The organism is Sphingopyxis sp. HIX (assembly GCF_001468285.1).
In the GTDB taxonomy this organism is placed as follows: Bacteria; Pseudomonadota; Alphaproteobacteria; order Sphingomonadales; family Sphingomonadaceae; genus Sphingopyxis.
The window spans coordinates 1-19,211 of record NZ_LNSB01000067.1 but is presented as its reverse complement, the minus strand read 5'-3'; the positions used below and the strand labels follow the sequence as shown (position 1 = coordinate 19,211).

Annotated in this window: 22 protein-coding genes; 8 read left to right on the top strand and 14 right to left on the bottom strand. The window is 66.5% G+C overall.

From position 1 onward, the window contains the following. On the top strand, nucleotides 1-447 hold a 447-nt coding region (locus tag ATE62_RS21690), incomplete at its 5' end, for a GcrA family cell cycle regulator (RefSeq protein WP_231736371.1). A 9-nt stretch (nucleotides 448-456) separates the two neighbouring features. Next, entirely contained in the window at nucleotides 457-852 is a 396-nt protein-coding gene (locus ATE62_RS21685) for a PaaI family thioesterase (protein WP_058810072.1), read from the top strand. Between the two features lie 66 nt (nucleotides 853-918). Here the strand turns inward: ATE62_RS21685 and ATE62_RS21680 are convergent, their stop codons facing one another. Next, the gene (locus ATE62_RS21680) at nucleotides 919-1,755 is read right to left on the bottom strand and encodes an outer membrane protein (RefSeq protein WP_058810071.1); all 837 of its coding nucleotides are present in this window, start codon (nucleotides 1,753-1,755) and stop codon (nucleotides 919-921) included. 104 nt (nucleotides 1,756-1,859) lie between these two features. After that, nucleotides 1,860-3,344: a ComEC/Rec2 family competence protein gene (locus tag ATE62_RS21675; RefSeq protein WP_058810070.1), complete on the bottom strand. Its 1,485-nt coding sequence runs from the start codon at nucleotides 3,342-3,344 to the stop codon at nucleotides 1,860-1,862. Nucleotides 3,345-3,457: 113 nt separating this feature from the next. Here ATE62_RS21675 and parE point away from each other — a divergent pair, with 113 nt between their 5' ends. Genes parE through ATE62_RS21655 form a run of 4 tightly spaced genes read left to right on the top strand, consistent with a single transcriptional unit; the run spans nucleotide 3,458 to nucleotide 7,941 of the window. After that, nucleotides 3,458-5,437: a DNA topoisomerase IV subunit B gene (parE, locus tag ATE62_RS21670; protein ID WP_058810069.1), complete on the top strand. Its 1,980-nt coding sequence runs from the start codon at nucleotides 3,458-3,460 to the stop codon at nucleotides 5,435-5,437. A gap of 55 nt (nucleotides 5,438-5,492) precedes the next feature. Further along, nucleotides 5,493-6,044 carry an RNA polymerase sigma factor gene (locus tag ATE62_RS21665; RefSeq protein WP_058810068.1) on the top strand — a complete coding sequence of 184 codons (552 nt, stop codon included), beginning with the start codon at nucleotides 5,493-5,495 and terminating at the stop codon, nucleotides 6,042-6,044. Further along, nucleotides 6,041-6,631: a hypothetical protein gene (locus ATE62_RS21660; protein WP_058810067.1), complete on the top strand. Its 591-nt coding sequence runs from the start codon at nucleotides 6,041-6,043 to the stop codon at nucleotides 6,629-6,631. The genes ATE62_RS21665 and ATE62_RS21660 overlap by 4 nt, the downstream gene beginning before the upstream one ends. Next, on the top strand, nucleotides 6,628-7,941 hold the full coding sequence (locus ATE62_RS21655) for a serine hydrolase (RefSeq protein ID WP_058810066.1): 1,314 nt from the start codon (nucleotides 6,628-6,630) through the stop codon (nucleotides 7,939-7,941). Before ATE62_RS21660 ends, ATE62_RS21655 begins: the two co-directional genes overlap by 4 nt. A 3-nt stretch (nucleotides 7,942-7,944) precedes the next feature. Here the strand turns inward: ATE62_RS21655 and ATE62_RS21650 are convergent, their stop codons facing one another. From ATE62_RS21650 to uvrC, 7 genes are read right to left on the bottom strand one after another with little or no spacing between them, the layout of a single operon-like run. Then, complete coding sequence (locus tag ATE62_RS21650) at nucleotides 7,945-8,736, bottom strand: LysR substrate-binding domain-containing protein (RefSeq protein ID WP_058810065.1); 792 nt, start codon at nucleotides 8,734-8,736, stop codon at nucleotides 7,945-7,947. After that, nucleotides 8,733-9,134, bottom strand: coding sequence for a Co2+/Mg2+ efflux protein ApaG (gene apaG / locus ATE62_RS21645; RefSeq protein ID WP_058810064.1), 402 nt, complete (start codon nucleotides 9,132-9,134; stop codon nucleotides 8,733-8,735). The genes ATE62_RS21650 and apaG overlap by 4 nt, the downstream gene beginning before the upstream one ends. Nucleotides 9,135-9,151: 17 nt before the next feature. Then, a complete protein-coding gene (locus ATE62_RS21640) occupies nucleotides 9,152-10,357 on the bottom strand; it encodes a trans-sulfuration enzyme family protein (protein ID WP_058810063.1) in 1,206 nt (401 codons plus the stop codon). Continuing rightward, complete coding sequence (gene leuB, locus ATE62_RS21635; protein ID WP_058810062.1) at nucleotides 10,354-11,409, bottom strand: 3-isopropylmalate dehydrogenase; 1,056 nt, start codon at nucleotides 11,407-11,409, stop codon at nucleotides 10,354-10,356. The genes ATE62_RS21640 and leuB overlap by 4 nt, the downstream gene beginning before the upstream one ends. A 48-nt stretch (nucleotides 11,410-11,457) precedes the next feature. Continuing rightward, nucleotides 11,458-12,195: a DNA repair protein RecO gene (gene recO / locus ATE62_RS21630; RefSeq protein WP_058810061.1), complete on the bottom strand. Its 738-nt coding sequence runs from the start codon at nucleotides 12,193-12,195 to the stop codon at nucleotides 11,458-11,460. Then, nucleotides 12,183-12,575, bottom strand: coding sequence for a PaaI family thioesterase (locus ATE62_RS21625; protein WP_058810060.1), 393 nt, complete (start codon nucleotides 12,573-12,575; stop codon nucleotides 12,183-12,185). The genes recO and ATE62_RS21625 overlap by 13 nt, the downstream gene beginning before the upstream one ends. Before the next feature lie 13 nt (nucleotides 12,576-12,588). After that, nucleotides 12,589-14,523, bottom strand: a complete 1,935-nt coding sequence (gene uvrC, locus ATE62_RS21620; protein ID WP_058810059.1) for an excinuclease ABC subunit UvrC — start codon at nucleotides 14,521-14,523, stop codon at nucleotides 12,589-12,591. A gap of 72 nt (nucleotides 14,524-14,595) precedes the next feature. On the opposite strand from uvrC, the gene ATE62_RS21615 reads away from it, so the two are divergent. Both ATE62_RS21615 and ATE62_RS21610 read left to right on the top strand, forming a co-directional pair. Continuing rightward, entirely contained in the window at nucleotides 14,596-15,315 is a 720-nt protein-coding gene (locus ATE62_RS21615; RefSeq protein WP_058810058.1) for an SDR family oxidoreductase, read from the top strand. Nucleotides 15,316-15,328: 13 nt separating this feature from the next. Next, nucleotides 15,329-15,970, top strand: a complete 642-nt coding sequence (locus tag ATE62_RS21610) for a glutathione S-transferase family protein (RefSeq protein ID WP_058810057.1) — start codon at nucleotides 15,329-15,331, stop codon at nucleotides 15,968-15,970. On the opposite strand, the gene ATE62_RS21605 is transcribed toward ATE62_RS21610, so the two are convergent. From ATE62_RS21605 to ATE62_RS21585, 5 genes are all read right to left on the bottom strand, one after another. Continuing rightward, complete coding sequence (locus tag ATE62_RS21605; RefSeq protein ID WP_058810056.1) at nucleotides 15,967-16,509, bottom strand: F0F1 ATP synthase subunit B family protein; 543 nt, start codon at nucleotides 16,507-16,509, stop codon at nucleotides 15,967-15,969. The genes ATE62_RS21610 and ATE62_RS21605 overlap by 4 nt on opposite strands. Next, entirely contained in the window at nucleotides 16,502-17,002 is a 501-nt protein-coding gene (locus ATE62_RS21600) for a F0F1 ATP synthase subunit B family protein (protein ID WP_058810055.1), read from the bottom strand. The genes ATE62_RS21605 and ATE62_RS21600 overlap by 8 nt, the downstream gene beginning before the upstream one ends. Before the next feature lie 80 nt (nucleotides 17,003-17,082). Then, nucleotides 17,083-17,310, bottom strand: a complete 228-nt coding sequence (locus ATE62_RS21595; protein WP_058810054.1) for a F0F1 ATP synthase subunit C — start codon at nucleotides 17,308-17,310, stop codon at nucleotides 17,083-17,085. A 42-nt stretch (nucleotides 17,311-17,352) separates the two neighbouring features. Further along, nucleotides 17,353-18,138: a F0F1 ATP synthase subunit A gene (locus tag ATE62_RS21590; RefSeq protein ID WP_058810053.1), complete on the bottom strand. Its 786-nt coding sequence runs from the start codon at nucleotides 18,136-18,138 to the stop codon at nucleotides 17,353-17,355. A 101-nt stretch (nucleotides 18,139-18,239) separates the two neighbouring features. Further along, nucleotides 18,240-18,560 carry an AtpZ/AtpI family protein gene (locus tag ATE62_RS21585; RefSeq protein ID WP_058810052.1) on the bottom strand — a complete coding sequence of 107 codons (321 nt, stop codon included), beginning with the start codon at nucleotides 18,558-18,560 and terminating at the stop codon, nucleotides 18,240-18,242. Nucleotides 18,561-19,211 lie beyond the last annotated feature (651 nt).

The window sequence follows — 19,211 nt, the reverse complement described above, 5'->3', positions numbered from 1 at the left end:
GCCCCTGCCCCCGCGCGTCCGGTCGCGCCCGTGCGTCCCGAGCCCAAGCTCGCGCCCGAAACCGACGGCGACGATGCCGATTTCGTCGAAGCCGCGCCCAAGCCCGATGCGCCGCGCATCGTCTCGATCGGCCCCGGCGGCTTCATCCGCCAGGGTCCCGGCGATCAGCAGGCGCCGATCCCCCCCGCGCCCCCGCGCCGCCTTGTTCCCGCGAAGCCGAGCCCCGAGATTGCCGACAAGACGAGCCTGCTCGATCTCAACGACCGCATCTGCCGCTGGCCGATGGGACATCCGGGCGAGCCCGACTTCCACTTCTGCGGCGTCGCGGTGAACCCCGGCTTCCCCTATTGCGTCGAGCATTGCGGCCGCGCTTATCAGGCGCAGCTGCCGCGCGGCACGCGCCGCCCGCCCCCGCCGCCGCCCTTCGGAGGCCCGCGGGTCCGCTAAGGCCATAAGTTGCGGTCGTTCGATCAGGATTTCGCGTTCGCGCAGGCGCTCGGCCTGAAGATGGTCGAGCGCGGCGATGGACGGTGCACGATGGCGATCGACATCAACGCCGCCCAGCATTTCAGCCCGCAGCATGCGGCGCATGGCGGCGTCGCCTATAGCCTGGCGGACTCGGCGATGGGCGGCGCGCTGACCAGCCTGTTGCCCGATGATCGCTGGTGCGCGACGCTCGAGGTCAAGTTCAACTATCACGTCCGCGTGACCGAGGGTCTGCTGACCTGCGAAGCCGCGGTGGTGCACAGCGGCAAGCGCATCGCCAATGTCGAGGCGCGCCTTTTCCAGCACGGCAAGCTCGTCAGCAGCGCCAACGGCCATTTCGCGATCTTCGCGGCACCGACATCCTGACAAGGGAAAGGCGCCGAACCGCTTGCCGGTCCGGCGCCTCCCTCAATCTCCCGCGGTTTGCCAACCTCAGAAGCGGAAGTTCAAGCTCGCGCGCACGCTGTGCGTCCGGAAATTGTCGTCGCTGCGCTTGATGTCGGTCCCCGGCCCGTTCTGCAGGAAGGGGTTGGTCGGACCCGCGGTCCCCGCGCCGACGTTGACGACAAAATCATCGTCCTGAATGTCTGTGTAGAGATATTCGAGGCCGAGCGAGATATTCTTGGTCAGCATCGCCTCGGCACCGCCGCCCGCGACGTAACCCCAGCCGTTGGTCCGGCCATTGTCGGCGAAGCTGTTGACGCTGTTGGTCGTCGAGAAGCGATTGTCGAGCTTGGCATAGGCACCGCCGCCGGTCGCATAGAAGAGCACGCCGCCGCCCGGCGTATAGCCGGCACGCAGCCGCGCATTTGCCTGATAGTCGGCCGAGCGTGAGAAGCGATAGGCTGCCGGTGTCGTCGAGAAACCCGACACCGCGTCGCGCGCTTCGCTGCGCCCGCCCTCGATCACCGCGCCGACGACAAAATTGCCCATGCGCTTGTCGTAACCGAGCTTGCCGAAATATTCGAAGCCGTCCTTGTCGTTGCGGCAGTTGACGTTGGCGGTACCAGTGGGCGATCCGCCGCAGAAGCCCGGCGAAAAGGCGTCGGTACCACCCGCGGTGTTGACGGTCTCGCCATAGGTGCCGTCCTGGTTGGTGTCGAAGACGAAGGTCTCGCGTCCGTCGTTGGGCTGAACGGTGTAGCCGCCCGTCACACCGACATAGGGGCCATCAAAATCCTGCGACTTGTCGCGGTCGCTCTGGGCGAGCGCGGGCGAGGCGAGCGCCATCGTGGCCGCAGTTGCGGCGAGGAGAGCCAGGGTTTTCATATATTACTCCACTTTTTGAAGACTTTGCAGTCCGTGGAGCAACCCCTCCCCGATGCGCGAAGTTCCGCCTGGTTCGGAAAATGGGACGAACCGAGCCGGCAGGCCTAGGCTTTGGGGGCCGATCGTTTGACCACCGCGCGCGCGAATTCAGCCGCGCCCGTCGCCGAAACGGTGAAGCGATAGGCCTCGTTCATCCCCTTCTTGCCGCTGTGGGTGAAAGCGAGCACGCGGGTCCCGTCGGTGCGGATGTGGACGATGCCGAAGTTGGTCCGCTCGAACCCTTCGAAGCGCCGGTCGGGCTTGCCGCCGCCCGCGGGCTGGGTCACCGTCCCTCGATAGGCGAAGAAGGCGGCGAGCTCTGTATTGAAGATGACGGCGGGGGTTCCACGCGACGCCTGTCCCAGCGCCGCCATCAGCGTGGCGCGCGGGTGGATATATTCCTTGGCCTCGCTCTCGTCGCCCGACGAGATCAAGGACACCACCGGGCTCGCCTCGCGCAGATAGGCCATTTCGAAATCGGCAGCGCCGTGATGCGGCACCTTCAAAATCTCGGCGGTCAACGATGCCTGTGGCATCGCCTGTCGCAGCATCGCCATCGATTCATGGTTGAGGTCGCCGGTCAGCAGGAAGCGGACATTACCGTAGCGCATCCGGAAGCTGATCGAATGGCCGTTGATCGTGTGCGATGCCGATACGGAGCCGCCGGTCGGCGGCACCGTCCCGGTCATCAGGCTGGCATCGTCGGGCGGGTCACGAAAAAAGCGCAGCGCGGGCTTGCCGGCGACCATCTCCGAAATCGGCCCGTGCATCTCGACGAATATGCCCTCGCCCGCGAGGAAGTCGAAGGCGTCGCCCCGCAGGTGATCGATCCGCCGCACCGCGATCGGCGCGCCGGTCACCGCGCGCGTCCGCGCATCCCAATGGTCGAGCGTCGCGCACCAAGTGTCGAAGGGTTCGTTGCGGTCGGCGGCCGCCACGGCCCGCGGATCTTCAGCAAGTTCGGTGGCGTAACGGACCGCGCCGACCTTCTTGTTCGTGCCGAACATCTCGCTGTCGGGGCGCCGACCGCCGCCGGGTTTCGAGGTCGGACGCTTGACGAGCCCGTTGTGGAATACGCGCTTCGGCGCGATGAACAGCGCCTTGCCTGGACGCGTATCGCTTTCCGATTTGCGGATGTCGGTCAGCCCGTCGAAATGATCGGCATCGCCGTGGGTGACGATGATCGCGTCGACGATCCTAGGGGCGGCCGCGCTGCTGTTCGGGAAGCGCGCCGCGGCATGGCGCGCGAAAAGCTTGTTGTCACCGCCGTCGATAAAGAGCGTCTGACCGCCCGGCGTCTCGATGATCATCCCGTCGCCCTGCTGCACGTCGATCATTGACAACCGCAGGATCGGGGTGTCGCGCAGCGCGGTGCGCGCGTCGATGAAGCCCTCCCAGTCGGCGCCGTCCTGCCCGCGCATGCGCACGCGCATCTTGCCCGCGACGTCGCCTGTCGGCAGCCGCTCGACCGGGTCGCCCCAATAATGTTCCCAGGTCACGCCATCGTCGCGCCGCAGCACCACGATATCGTCGTCGAGATATTGCGCCATCAGCCCCTCCTCTCGCCTCGCCGCGATCCTATCACGGAACCAGCGCCAAATATGGGACCAAAGCGCCATCGATACCCTTGCCACCGCGACTCCTCGCCCCCTATAGCGGCGGCATGAGTCACGATTTGTTCGACGGCAACACGCCCGCCACCGAAAGCTACAACGCCTCGCAGATCGAGGTGCTCGAGGGGCTCGAACCGGTACGGCGCCGTCCCGGCATGTATATCGGCGGCACCGACGAGCGCGCGCTGCACCACCTCGCCGCCGAGATCATCGACAACAGCATGGACGAGGCGGTCGCGGGCCATGCCACCCGCATCGAGATCAGCCTCGACGTCGGCAACCGGCTGACCGTGGTCGACAACGGCCGCGGCATGCCTGTCGACCCGCATCCGAAATTCCCGGGCAAGTCGGCGCTCGAAGTGATCATGACAATGCTCCATTCGGGCGGCAAGTTCGAGGGCAAGGCCTATGCGACCTCGGGCGGCCTGCACGGCGTCGGGGTCAGCGTCGTCAACGCGCTGTCGACCGAGACGGTTGTCGAGGTCGCGCGCAACAAGCAGCTCTATCGCCAGCGCTTTTCGCGCGGCACCCCACTCGGCAAGCTGGAGGAACTGGGCCCTACGCCGAACCGCCGCGGCACCAGCGTTTCCTTCACCCCCGATCCCGAGATATTCGGCGACCATGGCCGCTTCAAGCCGCAGCGCCTCTATCGCATGGCGCGGTCGAAGGCCTATCTCTTCGCCGGCGTCGAAATTCGCTGGAAATGCGCGGCAGAATTAATCGGTGACGATACGCCGGCGGAGGCGGTGTTCCAGTTTCCCGGTGGCCTCGCTGACCACCTCAAGGAACAGATCGGCACGCGCGAATGCGCGACCGCAGAGCCGTTCGTGGGGCGGCAGGAGTTTCCCGATGGCCAGGGCCGCGCCGAATGGGCGATCGCCTGGCCGCTCTGGTCCGACGGCTCGTACAGCTGGTATTGCAACACCATCCCGACTCCTGCGGGCGGCACCCACGAGGCGGGCCTTCGCGCCGCGCTCACCAAGGGGCTGCGCGGCTTCGGCGAGCTCATCGGCCAGAAGAAGGCGGCGCAGATCACCGCCGAGGACGTCTTCAACGGGGGCGAGATGATGCTCTCGGTCTTCATCCGCGACCCGCAGTTCCAGAGCCAGACCAAGGACCGGCTGTCGAGCCCCGAAGCCGCGCGCTTCGTCGAGAACGCCGTACGCGACCATTTCGACCATTTCCTGTCGGACAATATGGACCGTGGCCGCGCCTTGCTCGGCCTGATTCTCGACCGCATGGACGAGCGACTGAAGCGCAAAGCCGAGCGCGAGGTCAAGCGCAAGACCGCGACGAGCGGGCGCAAGCTCCGCCTGCCCGGCAAGCTCACCGACTGCGCGAACGACGGCCCCGAGGGCACCGAACTCTTCATCGTCGAGGGCGACAGCGCGGGCGGCAGCGCCAAACAGGCGCGCGACCGCAAGACGCAGGCCATCCTGCCGATCCGCGGCAAGATCCTGAACGTCGCGAGCGCCAGCAACGACAAGATCCGCGCCAATCAGGAGATTGCCGACCTCGCGCTCGCGCTCGGCTGCGGCCTGCGCAAGGATTGCGACGCCGACCGCCTCCGTTACGAGAAGATCGTGATCATGACCGACGCCGACGTCGACGGCGCGCATATCGCGACCCTGCTCATGACCTTCTTCTTCCAGGAAATGCCCGACATCGTGCGGCGCGGCCATGTCTACCTGGCGCAGCCGCCGCTCTATCGGCTGACCGCGGGCAGCACCTCGGCCTATGCGCGTGACGACGCGCACCGTGCCGAGCTCGAAGCGACGGTTTTCAAGGGCAAGAAGGTCGAGGTCGGGCGCTTCAAGGGGCTGGGCGAGATGAACCCGAACCAGCTCAAGGAAACGACGATGGATCCCGCGACGCGCTCGATGCTGCGCGTCACGCTGCCGCAGGAATATGAGGAGCGGCACCTCGTGAAAGACCTGGTCGACCGGCTGATGGGCAAGCATCCCGAGCATCGTTTCCAGTTCATCCAGGCCAATGCCGCGAGCCTCGACGAGGCGGCGATCGACGCCTGACGAAAAAATTTCGTAGCCCCCGTCAGAAATCCGTCCCGCGTCCGACTAAAGGATCATGCGGCACGAAACTCTGGAGACCCGGGTGACCGAAAGCGAGCAGGACCGGCATTTTGCGGAGGCGATGGCGCGGTTCGGCGGTGCGCTGGCGCGCCTTGCCCGTGCGTATGAGACCGATGCCGACCTACGACGCGACCTCGAACAGGAGTTGCAGGTCGCGCTGTGGCAGAGCTTTGCCGGCTTCGACGGCCGCTGCTCGCTCAGCACCTGGGTGTGGCGCGTCGCGCATAACCGCGCGACTTCGCACATGCTCGCGCGGCGGCGCCACGCGCGGCGGAACTGGTCGAGCATCGAGGATCTCGACATCGCCGACGATGCCCCCTCGCCGCTCGACGCCGCCGAAAGCGGGCAGGCCATGGCGCAGATCCTGGCGATCATCGACCGGCTCGATCCGCCCGACCGGCAGATATTGTTGCTCTATCTCGAAGGCGTAACGGGCGCCGACATCGCAGAGGTGACGGGAGTTTCGGCCGATGTCGCCGCCGCCAAGATCTCGCGCTTCAAGACCATGCTGACGCGCCGCTTCGCCGCGGCGGGAGAGGTATCATGACCGACTTCACCGATGAACTGCGCCTGCGCGCGTTGTGGCAGGATGGCGGGGCGGCGCTTGCCCCCATGCCGCTCGACGAGATCAAGCGGCGGGCAGCGGGCTTTGGCGATGGTATCCGCCGGCGCAACCGCCGCGAATATGGCGCGGCGGCGGTCGTCGTGGCGATTTTCGCGCTCTACGCGATCTTCTTGCCCGAGCCCTTGCTCAAGCTCGGCAGCCTGCTCGTCATCGCGGGGGCGCTCGTCGTCGTGTGGCAGCTGTCGCGCCGGACGTCGCGGACCGATCCCGATGCCGAGGCGCAGGATGTTCGCGGCTATTATCGCGCAAGGCTGGTGCGCGAGGAGCATATGCTGGCGCGCATCGGCCGCTGGTATCTTGCGCCTTTCGTGCCCGGCCTGCTGGTCTTCCTCGCGGGACTGGCCAAGGCGACCGAGTTGCGCAGTCCGGTCAGCTTCGCGCTGCTGATCGCCTTTCAATTGTCGGTGTTCGGCGGCATCTGGTGGCTCAACCGCCGCGCCGCCGCGATGCTCCGCGCGCAGATCGACCGGATCGATCGCGCCAATAGTCCCCAAGGAGACCTGTCATGAAACCGCTGTTCGCTTCGCTCTTTGCTGCATCGATGATCACCCTGCCCGGCACCGCTGCGCTTGCGCAGCAGGCGCCTGAAGTGGCCAAGGCGGCCGATACGGCCTTCGACCGCCGCGCCGCACAGCTCGTTGACCTGCTCGCGGGGCGCCTCGCCTTTGGCGACTATTTCGACCCGTCGTTCCAGGCGGCGCTGCCCGAGGCACAGTTCAAGGCGATCAACGCCAGCCTGATCGCGCAATATGGCCAGCCCGTCGCGGTCGATCGCGCCACCTCGGCCGACGGGCGGTCGGGCACGGTGCTGCTCCGCTTCGAAAAGGGCGTCGGCACGGTGGCGCTCGAGGTCGGGCAAGACGCCGACGCGCGGGTGACCGGGCTCCGGCTCACCGGTTTCGAGATGGCGAACGACGGTTTCGATAAGATCGCGGCCGAAATCGCCGCGCTGCCGGGCAGCAGCGGCTTCCTTGTCGCCGAACTCGACGGCAAGGCGATCAGGCCGCTCGCGAGCGCCAATGCCGAGCGCCAGTTTGCGATCGGATCGACCTTCAAACTCTACATCCTCGACGAACTCGCGGCGCAGGTCGCGGCTGGGCAGCGCAAATGGTCCGACGTCGTCCCGCTGAGTCACGCCAGCTTCTCATCGGCGGGCACCGCGAACTGGCCAAAAGACACGCCCGTCACGCTACAGACGCTCGCCAACTGGATGATCTCGGTCAGCGACAATGGCGCGACCGACACGCTGATCCACCTGCTCGGCCGCGAGAAGATCGAGGCGCGGATGCGCGGCACGGGGCATAGCGAGCCGTCGCGCAACATCCCTTTCCTGACCACGGTCGAAGCCTTCGCGCTCAAGGGCAATAATTTCGCCGCCGAACGCACCGCCTTTGTTGCGGGGGACGACAAGGCACAGCGGGGGCTGATCGAGGCGAACAAGGACCGCCTGATCCTGTCCAATGTCGACGGCGTCAGCTTCAGCGGTGGCCCGCGCTTCATCGACAGCCTCGAATGGTTCGCCAGCCCGAACGACATCGCGCGCGCCTTCATCGATCTGCGCGAGCGCAAGTCCGACACCACGATGTCGGTGATGGCGATCAACAACGGGGTGGGCCCGGCGGCCGCAAGGGGCTGGTCATACCTCGGCTACAAGGGCGGATCCGAACTCGGCGTGCTGTCGATGAGCCTGCTCGGCCAGCGCGCGGCCGACGGCAAATGGTATGTGGTCACCATGAGTTGGAACAATGCCGATGCCGCGGTCTCGACCGAGACGATGGTGGGGCTGGTCACGCGGTTGCTCGCGCTGGCGGCGAAATAGCCGCTAGGCGGTGAGCGCCGCCACCAGCGCCTTGACCTTCGCCTGGCGCCATTGCGGCGTCGGGGCGACCAGCCAGTAACCGCGGCGTACCTCGAAGGCGTCGCGCACGACGCGGACGCGGCCCGAGGCAATGTCGGCCTCGGCCAGCATGGCGGGCACGTTAGCCTGCCCCAGCCCGTTGGCGGCCGCGTCGATCGCCAGGCCCGCATCGCCCAGCCGCAACGCGGGCTCGCCCTCGTCGACCGGGCAGCCGGGCCAGGCGATGCGCGTCTCGCTCTCGCTACCGGGGCCCGCGACGGTGACCATCTTGGCCTCGGCAAGCGCGACGCCCTCATGCTCGCCCGCGCCGTCGGTCCAGAAGATCGCGAGGTCCAGGTTCGCTTCGGTGAAGTCGATCCCCGCATCGGCGGACACGAGCGTGAAGCGCACGTCGGGCGCCTGCTGGCTGTAGCGTGCGAGCCGCGGTGCGAGCCATTTGGCGGTCAGGTCGCGCGGGGCCGCGATCGTCAGCGACTGCGACGACTGCCCCGCCTGCATCGCGCGCACCGATTCCTCGAATTGCAGGAAGCCCTGGCGCAGCGCATCAAGCCCGGCATTGGCCTCGCCGGTGAGTTCGAGCCCCTTGGGCGTGCGGCGGAAGAGTACGACGCCGAGCATATCCTCGAGCGCACGGATCTGCTGGCCAACCGCGGCGGGGGTCACCGCCAATTCGTCGGCGGCGCGCGTGAAGCTCAGGTGGCGGGCGGCTGCGTCGAACACGCGCAGCGCGTTGAGCGGCAAATGGGTGCGTTTCATGAGGCGGTCGCTGGCATCTTCAGGAGGAAATGCGGGATGGCCACGAGCATGTGCGACCCGTCGGCCTCCTCCATGTCGTAGCTGCCGATCATCGAGCCCTCGGGGGTCGGCAGCGGGCAGCCCGAGACATAGTCGAAGGCGCCGCCCGGTTGGATCAGCGGCTGTTCGCCGACCACGCCCTCACCCTCGACCTCGCTGACCTGGCCGTGGCCGTCGACGATGCGCCAGTGGCGATTGATCAGTTGCACCGCGGCATCGCCGTGATTTTCGATGCGCACATGATAGGCCCAGAACCAGCGCCCCAGCGAGGGATGCGACTGTTCGGGCAGATAGCTGACCGCGACGCGCACGGTGACCGACCCGGTCGTCTCGGCATAAGGGAAGAAGGAGTCGATCATCACCCGCGCAAAGTCGCCTAAAGCCCGACCTTGGTCAATGCCTGGTCCAGGTCGGCGATCAGGTCGCGTGGATCCTCGAGCCCGATGTTGACCCGCAGCATGCCCTCGACCACCCCCATGTCGGCCCGCGCCTCGGCGCTGACGCCATAGTGCGTGGTCGAGGCCGGGTGGCAGCACAGGCTACGCGCATCGCCGATATTGTTGCTGATATCGACCAGTTCGAGCGCGTTGAGCATCGCCATCGCCTGCTTGCGATCTTCGAGGATGAAGGAGAAGATCGGCCCGCACGCCTCCATCTGGCTCATCGCCAGATTATGCTGCGGGTGGCTGGCAAGGCCGGGGTGCAGGATCTTGGGCACGCGCTTTTCGACGAACTTGCCGACCGCGAGCGCGTTTTCGGACTGGCGCCTGGCACGCAGGTCGAGCGTCTCGAGGCCCTTGAGCACCACCCAGGCGTTGAACGGCGCGAGGTTCGGGCCGGTATTGCGCTGGAACGGCAGCAGCACGTCGTTGATGAACTTCTCGGTCCCGCACACCGCGCCGGCGAGCACGCGGCCCTGCCCTTCCATCAGCTTGGTCGCCGAATAGGCGACGACGTCGGCGCCGAAGTCCATCGGCCGCTGCAGCACGCTGGTCGCGAAGGCGTTGTCGACCACGGTGGTGATGCCGTGCGCCTTCGCGAGGGTGCAGACATGCTTCATATCGACGATGTCCATCGTCGGATTGGCCGGGGTTTCGAAGAAGAAGACTTTGGTATTCGCTTTGATCGCCTTTTCCCACGCGTCGTTATCGCGTCCATCGATCACCGTCGTCTCGATCCCGAAGCGCGGGCAGAGATGATCGACGAGCCAGCGGCACGAGCCGAACGCCGCCTTTGCCGCCACGATATGATCGCCCGCCGACAGCTGGCAGAGCAAGGCCGTGGTCATCGCCGCCATGCCCGTGGCCTGCGCGCGGCACGCCTCGGCGCCTTCCATCAGCGCGATGCGCTCTTCGAGCATCGCCACCGTCGGGTTCTGCAGCCGCGAATAGGTCATGCCCTGCGCTTCGCCGGCGAAGCGCGCCGCGACTTCCTCGGCATTGTCATAGGTATAGCCCGAGGTCAGGAAGAGCGCTTCCGACGTCTCGCCATGCTCGCTGCGCCAGGTGCCGCCACGCACCGCCTGCGTCGCGGGGTGCCAGCTGCGCGTCGTATCGCGATCGAAACCCGTGGTCTTCTTCATCTCGTCTGTCCGTTCAAAGCTGCAACGACGGCATCACCCAGAGCGACCGTGCCCATATTGCCGCCGAGGTCTGCCCCGCGGCACCCGTCGGCCAGCACCTTGGCGACCGCCGCCTCGATCCGCGCCGCGCTCGCCTCGTCGCCGCCCGAATGGCGCAGCAGCATCGCAAGCGACAATATCATCGCGAGCGGATTGGCGACGCCCTTGCCCGCGATGTCGGGCGCGCTGCCGTGGATCGGCTCGTAAAGCCCGCGCCGGCCTTCGCCAAGCGAGGCCGAGGCGAGCAGTCCGATCGAACCGACGCACATCGACGCCTGATCGGACAGGATGTCACCGAACAAATTTCCGGTCACGACGACGTCGAACTGTCCTGGATTGCGCACCAGCTGCATCGCGGCATTGTCGACATACATATGGCTGAGTTCGACATCGGGATAGCTCGCCGCGACCTCGATCACGACGTCGCGCCACAGCTGCGAGGTTTCGAGCACATTGGCCTTGTCGACCGAGCAGAGCTTGCCGCGGCGGCCCTGCGCCGCCTTGAAGGCGACATGCGCGATGCGCCGCACCTCGCTCTCGCTGTATGACATGATGTCATAGCCCTCGCGCTCACCGCTCGACGTGGTGCGCGTGCCCTTTTCGCCGAAATAGACGTCGCCGTTGAGTTCGCGGACGATCAGCAGGTCGATCGCCGACGCGACCTCGGGACGCAGCGCCGAACTGTCTTCGAGCCCGGCGAAGAGCTTTGCGGGACGCAGGTTGGCGAAGAGCCCGAGTTCGGAACGCAGCCCGAGGATCGCCTGTTCGGGGCGGAGGTGGCGGTCGACATTGTCGAAGCGCGGGTCGCCGACCGCGCCGAACAGCAGTGCATCGGCGGCCTTCGCCTTGGCGAGCGTTTGGGGCGGGAGCGGATGGCCGGTCGCCTCATAGGCCGCACCGCCGACGAGCGCACGGTCGAGCGTCACCGGAAGCGCGAGCGCGGCGAGAACCTTCTCCGCCTCCGCCATGATTTCCGGACCGATACCGTCGCCAGCCAACAGCAGGATGTTCAATGCGTCGCCCTTTCGTGTCTCGCGAGCCGCTTAGACAGCGGCGCGCCGTCACGCAACCGCCCTGCCCAGCCGATCCACCAATCTTTCCCTTACGGACAGCAAGTCCCGGTTGCGCCCCTCGATCAGGTCGCGGTCGAGAAAGTGACCGGTGATCGCGAGCCCGTCGAGGACGTCGCCCATCGTTTCGGCCGGGCCAGCACCGCGCAGGAAGGCCGGCAGGCGCAGCAAGCGCGCTTCGTAGCCGACTGCGGCAGCGAGACACACCGCGCCGCCTGACTTGGGGCTGACAAAGGCGAGACGCTCGCGCGATCCGGTGGCCACACACTCGTCAAGATCGAGCCCGAAGCCCAGTTCGGCGAGCAGCAGAAGTTCGTAGCGCGCCAGCGCAGCGGCCCATTGGCGTGCCGAGGGTGCGACGCCCACGGCATCCAGCAGAGCTGACAGCGCGCCGTAGAGCGCGGGATATGGCTGGCTCTCGGGCAGCGTCGCGGCGGTCAGGCTGGTCGCCCAGTCGATCGCCGCGGCGGGGAGCGGTTCGGCGAGCAACGGCGCCCGACTGACGAGTAGCTCCGCCGTCGCGCCGGCCAGCTGTTCCTCGGTCCGCGCGCGCAGTTCGAGCGCGACGAGGTTTCCGGGCATCAGGATCGGCCGCAGACGCCGCGAGCGGCCGCCGCGGACATAGCCCGCGACCAGCCCCGCCTCGCGCGTCAGCGCACGTAGTATCGCGCCATGCTCGCCATGCGCGCGGACCGCGCAGACGATCGCTTCGGCGCTCAGGCTGGCCAAAGCACCAACTGCGTCTGCGTCACCAGCGCGACGTCGGCGCCGTCTTCGGTGCGGATGTGCGTCTGCCACACCGACACGCGCTTGCCGATCTTCACCGGCGTCGCCTCGCCGACGAGCACCGACCCGACGGGCCCGCCGCCGAGGAAGTTCGTCTTGCTCTCGATCGTCGTGGTGCCGCTCGCGCCCTCGGGCAAAGTCAGGAAAGCCCCCACTGCGCCGAGGCAATCGGCAAAGGCCATGATCGCACCGCCATGGACAATGCTGCCCGCGGTGCAGATTTCGGGGCGCACCGGCAGCTTGCCCGCGACGCGCTCCTTGCTTCCTTCGTCGATCGTCACCCCCAGCGTCGCCGCCAGCGGCATCATCGCGCCAAAATCCATCGTCCCGTTCTCCTCACCGTCCCGCGTGGTAGAAATCATAGACCGCCTGCGCCACCGCGGCGCTGACGCCGGGGGCCTTTTGCAGGTCCTCGAGGCTCGCGCCGCGCACCGCGCGGGCGGTACCGAAATGCATCAGCAGCGCCTTCTTGCGCGAAGGGCCGATGCCCGGAACCTCGTCGAGCGGCGAGCTGCCCATCGCCTTGGCACGCTTCTGGCGGTGCGCGCCGATGGCGAAGCGGTGGGCCTCGTCGCGCAGGCGCTGGATGTAGAAGAGCACGGCATTGTTCGGCGGCAGCGTGAATTCGCGGCCGTCGGGGTGGTAGAAGGTCTCGCGCCCGGCGTTGCGGTCGGGGCCCTTGGCGACGCCGACGAAGGTCAGGTCGTCGATCCCCAGTTCGGCGAACACGCCGGCGACGGCGGAAACCTGCCCCTTGCCGCCATCGATCAGCACCAGATCGGGCCATTCGCCCTTCGTCCGCTCGGGATCCTCCTCGATGGCGCGGGCGAAGCGGCGCTGGAACACCTCGCGCATCATCGCGAAATCGTCGCCCGGCTGGGTTTCGCTGCGTTTGATGTTGAACTTGCGATAAGCGCCCTTGATCCAGCCGTCGGGGCCCGCGACGACCATCGCACCGAGCGCGTTGGTGCCCTGGATATGGCTGTTGTCGTAGATCTCGATGCGCTGCGGCGGGTTGTCGAGGTCGAACAGGTCGGCGAGTTCGCGGCCGAGCTTGGCCTGGCTGCTGCTCTCAGCGAGCCGGCGGTCGAGTTCCTCGCCGGCGTTGCGCACCGCCTGTTCGAGCAGGCGGCGGCGATTGCCGCGCTGCGGCACGCCGATCTCGACCTTGCGTCCCGCCACTTCGCCGAGCGCTTCGGCGAGCAAGGCGCATTCGGCGGGTTCGCGGTCGACGAGGATTGTCTTAGGCGGCGGGACGCCTTCGTAGAATTGCATCAGGAAGCTTTCGAGCACTTCCTCCTCGGGCACGCCCGCAACATGCGCCGGGAAGAAGCTGCGATGCCCCCAATTCTGCCCGCCGCGGATGAAGAAGCCGGCGATGCAAAGCTGCCCACCCTTCGCGGCAAGCGCGAAGACGTCGGCGTCGCCGAGCCCGTCGGCGTGCACCGACTGGCTGCCCTGGATGAAGGTCAAGGATTTGAGCCGGTCGCGCAGCACCGCCGCCTGCTCATAGTCCATCGCCTCGGCGGCCTTGGTCATCGCGTCGCCGAGGCGTTTCTGCACCCCGGTCGAGCGGCCTTCGAGGAAATCCTGCGCATCGCCGACGAGCGCCGCATAATCCTCCTTCGAGATGCGGTCGACGCACGGCGCGCTGCAGCGCTTGATCTGGTAGAGCAGGCACGGCCGCGAGCGGTTGGCGAAGAAGCTGTCGGTGCAGCTCCTGAGCAGGAAGGTCTTCTGCAGCGCGTTGAGCGTGCGCGTCACCGATCCGGCGCTGGCGAAGGGGCCGTAATAGCGCCCTTTCGCGCGGCGGGCGCCGCGGTGCTTCTGCACGCGGGGGAAGTCGTGATCCATGCGGAGCAGGATGAAGGGGAAGCTTTTGTCGTCGCGCAGCAGGACGTTGTAGGGCGGTCGATAGCGCTTGATCAGCTGCGCCTCGAGCAGCAGCGCCTCGGCCTCGCTCGTCGTGGTGACGATCTCCATCGCCCGCGTCTGCGACACCATGCGTTGCAGCCGCTGCGGCAAGCGGGCGACCTGGGTGTAGTTGGTGACGCGGTTTTTGAGCGCACGCGCCTTGCCGACGTAGAGCACGTCGCCGCGGGCATCGAGCATGCGGTAGACGCCGGGACGCGTCGGCAGTTTCCTGACGACGTTGCGGATCGCCTCGGCGCCGCGTTCGAGATCGGGCTTGTCGCCCTCCTCGCCGCTGCCGCGGACCACATAGGTCGCTTTCTCTTCGTTGAATCGTTCGGGGGCGTTCGGGCGGACCATGATTTTGCATGTAGGCGAGGACGATGTCAGCCGCCATAGTGCGGCAGGTAAAACCACCATGGGAGCGGTCGCATGGATATTCGTGGCAAGACGGCATTGGTTACCGGGGGCAGCGACGGGATCGGGCGGGAGATTGCGCTGCAGCTGCAGGGGCTGGGCGCGGATGTGATCGTCACCGGGCGTTCGCCGGAGAAATTGCAGGCGATGGCGGCGCTGGGGTTCGGGACGATCGTCGGCGATCTGTCTGGGCCGGCGGGGATCGACGCGGTGGTCGAGGGTGTTGCGGGCAAACCGCTGGCGTTGCTGGTGAACAATGCGGGGGTCGGGAGCGATTATGAACTGGGCGATGTGCCCTCGCTGGCGAGCGCGGCGGCGTGCATCGACACCAATCTCTATGCGCCGGTCGCTGTGATCACCCAACTGCTGCCGCAATTGAAAACCCAGGGCGATGCGATGATCGTCAATGTCACATCCGGCCTCGCCATTGCGCCGCGGGCCGGGGGCCCGATCTATTGCGCCACCAAGGCGGCGCTGCGCAGCTACACCCAAGCCATCCGCTATCAGCTGAAGGACAGCGGGGTGAAGGTGATGGAGGCGCTGCCGCCACTGGTGGCGACGAATATGACCGCGGGGCGCGGCGGCAAGATGATGAGCGCGGCCGATTGCGCCGCCGAGATCGTCGCCGGGATCAAGGCGAACCGCGCCGAGGTGGCGGTCGGGCAGACCAAGATCCTGCGGCTGGTGCACAGCATGTCGCCTGCCCTCGCCCGGCGGATCATGATCAAATATTGAGGGGATGCCGAGGATGATCACCGTTTACGGCGAGGGCCGCGGGTTCCGGGTGCTGTGGCTGCTCGAGGAGATGGGGCTGGCGTACCGGATGCGGCCGGTCGATCTGCTCGAGGGGGTCGAGAACGACCATGAATTCCTCGCGGTCAATCCCGCCGGGTTCATTCCGGCGATCGTCGATGGCGACACGGTGATGGTCGAGTCGATCGCCATCCTCGAATATCTGCTCGCCCGCCATGGGCCGAGCCCGTTGGCGCTGGCGCCGGAGGACCCGCATTTTCCGGCCTATCTGCAGTTCCTGCATATGGGCGAAGCGGGGCTGGCGGGGCCGGTCAATGCGATTGTCGCGACCGATATCCTGGCGCCGGAGGACGACAAGGCGAACTGGACCGTCGGCTGGGCCCGGAGCATTTTCGAGAGCCGGCTCGGCCTCGTCGGCCGGCAGCTTGCGAAGACCGCATATGTTGCCGGCGACGGCTTCACCGCGGCCGATATTTCGGTGACCTATGCGCTGCAATTCGCGCAGCGGACGATCGGTTATAAGCTCGGCGAGACCGAGCTCGCCTATGTCCAGCGGACGACCAGCCGCCCGGCCTATGGTCGCGCGATGGACAGCTGTCCGGCGACCAAGGCCTGGGTGGCCAGCCTGGGCCTTTAGCCCTTGGCGACCCCGGCGATCGCCTGATCGACGAGGGCCTTGTCGGCCTTGGCGTCGTGCTTGTCGGCGATGAGCTTGGCAGCGGCTTCGGTCGCGGCCTTGGCGGCGGCGGTGCGGACCTCGGCGAGCGCAGTGGCTTCGGCCGCGGCGATGCGGTCCTCGGCCATCTGCTTGCGGCGCGCGATCAGCGCGGTCGCGTCGGCCTTGGCCTTGGCGACGAGCGCCTCGGCCTCGGCATCGGCGCGGGCGCGCATCTCGTCGGCTTCCTTCGCCGCGTCGGCGAGCTTCGCTTCATATTCGGCCTTGAGCGATTCGGCGTCGAGCCGCAGCGCTTCGGCTTCCTTGAGCTGCTTCGAGATCTCGGCGATCTTGTTGTCGAGCATGCCGGTGATCGCCGCCGGCACCTTCTTCCAGACCAGGATGCCGATGAACACGAGCATCGCGAGCGACACATAGACGGTCGCGTCCAGGCCGAAAGCGGTCGGCGTGGCGTGGGCTTCGCCCGCGGCTTCCGACAGGATCAGAGCGAAATCAGCCATGGAGCACCGCCTTCACCGCCGCCTTGGCGTCCGCCGCGGCAATTTTCACGCCCGAGAGCTTGGCGACGAGGTCGCCCGCAGCCTCGGCCGCAACCGATTCGATTTCCGCCATCGCCGACGAACGCGCCGCCGAAACGTCGGCTTCGGCCGCGGCAAGCCTTTCGCCGAGTTCGGCGTCGACCTTGGCCAGGCGCTTTTCGGCGTCCTTCGCGGCCTTGTCCTTGGCATCCGAGACCGCCTTCTGCGCAGCGGCGCGGCTGGCGTCGCCCTGCTGGCGATAGCTTTCGTCGAGCTTGTCGGCGGCGGCATGCGCCGCCTTCGCCGCCGCCAGATCGTCGGCAACCTTGCGGTCGCGCGCGTCCACCGTCGCTTCGATCTTGGGCAGCATGCCGCGGCCGATCACGACATAAATGCCGGCGAACACGACCAGCAGCCAGAAGAGCTGCGAGGCAAGATACCAATTGTCAGCGGTGAGCTGGGCTATCTGGGGCATGGAAGGCGGACCTTGAAAACTTGGAAAACCTGCAGCGAAGCCGATCCCGCCGGGACCGGCCTCGCCAAATCATCGTCAAATCAGACGACGAAGAGCAGGATCATCGCAACGACGAACGCCAGCAGGCCGAGAAGTTCGGCAGCGGCGAAGCCGATGAACAGGCGGCCCTGCTGGCCGTCGGCGGCGGCGGGGTTGCGCAGCGCGCTTTCGAGGAAGCTGCCGAACACATTACCCACGCCGATGGCGGCCATGCCGGCACCGATGGCGGCGAGACCTGCACCGATCAGCTTTGCTGCTTCTGCTTCCATTGTCATAACTCCTTGGTGGTATCGTTTGAAAATAAACGGAACTTAGTGAAGATTGACCGCGTCGTTGATGTACAGCGAGGTCAACAGGGCGAAAACATAGGCCTGGATGCCGGCGACGAGCAGTTCGAGCGCGCTGATGCCGATCATCAGGGTGAAGCTGAGCAGCGACACGACCGAGCCGATGACGGCGTTCTCGGCATTGAAGCCGTTGATCACGAAGCCTGAGAGCACCTTCAGCAGCACGTGACCCGCGGTCATCGCGACGAAGAGCCGCAGCCCGAGGCTGAACGGACGGATCATGAACGAGATGAACTCGATCACCGCGATGAAGGGGATCATCGGCAGCGGGGTGCCGTGCGGCACGAAAAGCGAGAAGAAGTGGAGGCCGTGGCGCCAGAAGCCGACGACGAGCACGATCGAGAAGCTGAGCAGCGCGAGCACGCCGGTGATCGCGATGTGGCTGGTCACGGTGAAGGGGTGGAGCCCCAGCACGCCCAGCGGCAACATGCCGAGCAGGTTGCAGAAGAGGATGAACATGAAGAGCGAGAAGACATAGGGCGTATATTTGCGGCCTTCGGTGCCGATATTCGCCATCATCATGTTCGAGATGAAGCCGGTGAAGCCTTCCACCGCGGCCTGCCAGCGGCCCGGGACGAGCTGGCGGCGCATGCCGCCCCACATGAAGAGACCGAGGACGACCGCCGCGATCACCATCCACAGCGCGCTGTTGGTGAACAACACTTCGTGCCCGCCGAGGTTGAAACCGCCGCCGAGCGGGGTCACCTCGAACTGGTGCATCGGGTCGATCTTGCCGGATTCCGCCGCCACTCTTCACTCCACACGCATTGCGGGGCGGCGCATCGGACCGTCCCGCGAAGAAATTCCTGTCATCCTGCCATCAGCAGGATGATTTTATCAAACGCGCCCCGCTATTTGCGGGGCGGTGTTGTCAGGCGAATGATGTTCCGGAACGCCACGACGATCCCCAGGAACAGCATCACCAACAGACCCCAGGGCGACGTGTCGGCGAAGCGATCGATCAGCCAGCCGAACAGCCCGCCACCGATCAATCCGCCCAGCAGTTCGGCCAGAACGCGGTTGCCGAGCCGGTAATTGGCATCGGCCTCCGGTCCGGCGTTCACCGCGGTCCGCTTCGCTTCTGCGGCTTCGGCCCGGTCCAATCGCTCTTCGAGCGAGACCAGGCGCGAATCCTCTGAGCCAAGTTCCGGATCGCTGCCGTTCCCCGTCATTCTCGCCATCCTCCTGAAACAGAGCGGGATTTCCCCGATTCTGCCTGCGAAAAAAGGCCCGAAAAATCGGGGGACCCCTAAGGCGCGGTCCGTTTAGGAATGACGCCCCATTAAGTCAATGCTTGTGCGCGGGTGCACAAAAATGGGGGTGGTGGTTGGATCTCCTTCTCCGGCGTTGGGGGACGAGACGGTGGTGCGATGGACTTGCACAAAGCCACGAAGCCACAAAGAGGGTGCCTCCCGCGGGGCGGGCGCCGTGTGTCGCCCAGGATCATGCGCGGGTCGGACCGATATGCAGGTTCGAATGCGTAGGCCCCTTTGTGGCTTCGTGGCTTTGTGCGAGTCACCGGTGCGGCGAACGCGGTTTTTCGCTTCCCTCCGATGCGACATGCGGCCGGCGCCGGATTTGTTTCGCGCGAAGACGCAAAGGCGCGAAGAGGGTGGCGCGTGATCCGGATGGCGGCTTTGGGGTGGGGAGCGGACGTACTTAATCCTCCCTGTCGCGAAGCGATGGGGAGGGGGACCATGCGAAGCATGGTGGAGGGGTGGCGGCCTTGAGCCGACGTTTATGGCGTCGACCCCTCCACCACCCTGCGGGTGGTCCCCCTCCCCACGGCTTCGCCGCAGGGAGGATTAAGAACTCCGCTCCCC

Coding starts and splice junctions, on each gene's coding strand:
- ATE62_RS21675 (WP_058810070.1), bottom strand. CDS start 3,344: ATGGCGCAATATCTCGACGACGATATCGTGGTGCTGCGGCGCGACGAT.
- apaG (WP_058810064.1), bottom strand. CDS start 9,134: ATGATCGACTCCTTCTTCCCTTATGCCGAGACGACCGGGTCGGTCACC.
- ATE62_RS21605 (WP_058810056.1), bottom strand. CDS start 16,509: ATGGCTGATTTCGCTCTGATCCTGTCGGAAGCCGCGGGCGAAGCCCAC.
- ATE62_RS21650 (WP_058810065.1), bottom strand. CDS start 8,736: ATGAAACGCACCCATTTGCCGCTCAACGCGCTGCGCGTGTTCGACGCA.
- ATE62_RS21585 (WP_058810052.1), bottom strand. CDS start 18,560: ATGACGGGGAACGGCAGCGATCCGGAACTTGGCTCAGAGGATTCGCGC.
- ATE62_RS21660 (WP_058810067.1), top strand. CDS start 6,041: ATGACCGACTTCACCGATGAACTGCGCCTGCGCGCGTTGTGGCAGGAT.
- ATE62_RS21610 (WP_058810057.1), top strand. CDS start 15,329: ATGATCACCGTTTACGGCGAGGGCCGCGGGTTCCGGGTGCTGTGGCTG.
- ATE62_RS21600 (WP_058810055.1), bottom strand. CDS start 17,002: ATGCCCCAGATAGCCCAGCTCACCGCTGACAATTGGTATCTTGCCTCG.
- ATE62_RS21665 (WP_058810068.1), top strand. CDS start 5,493: ATGCGGCACGAAACTCTGGAGACCCGGGTGACCGAAAGCGAGCAGGAC.
- ATE62_RS21625 (WP_058810060.1), bottom strand. CDS start 12,575: ATGGATTTTGGCGCGATGATGCCGCTGGCGGCGACGCTGGGGGTGACG.
- ATE62_RS21640 (WP_058810063.1), bottom strand. CDS start 10,357: ATGAAGAAGACCACGGGTTTCGATCGCGATACGACGCGCAGCTGGCAC.
- ATE62_RS21615 (WP_058810058.1), top strand. CDS start 14,596: ATGGATATTCGTGGCAAGACGGCATTGGTTACCGGGGGCAGCGACGGG.
- ATE62_RS21680 (WP_058810071.1), bottom strand. CDS start 1,755: ATGAAAACCCTGGCTCTCCTCGCCGCAACTGCGGCCACGATGGCGCTC.
- uvrC (WP_058810059.1), bottom strand. CDS start 14,523: ATGGTCCGCCCGAACGCCCCCGAACGATTCAACGAAGAGAAAGCGACC.
- parE (WP_058810069.1), top strand. CDS start 3,458: ATGAGTCACGATTTGTTCGACGGCAACACGCCCGCCACCGAAAGCTAC.
- ATE62_RS21655 (WP_058810066.1), top strand. CDS start 6,628: ATGAAACCGCTGTTCGCTTCGCTCTTTGCTGCATCGATGATCACCCTG.
- ATE62_RS21595 (WP_058810054.1), bottom strand. CDS start 17,310: ATGGAAGCAGAAGCAGCAAAGCTGATCGGTGCAGGTCTCGCCGCCATC.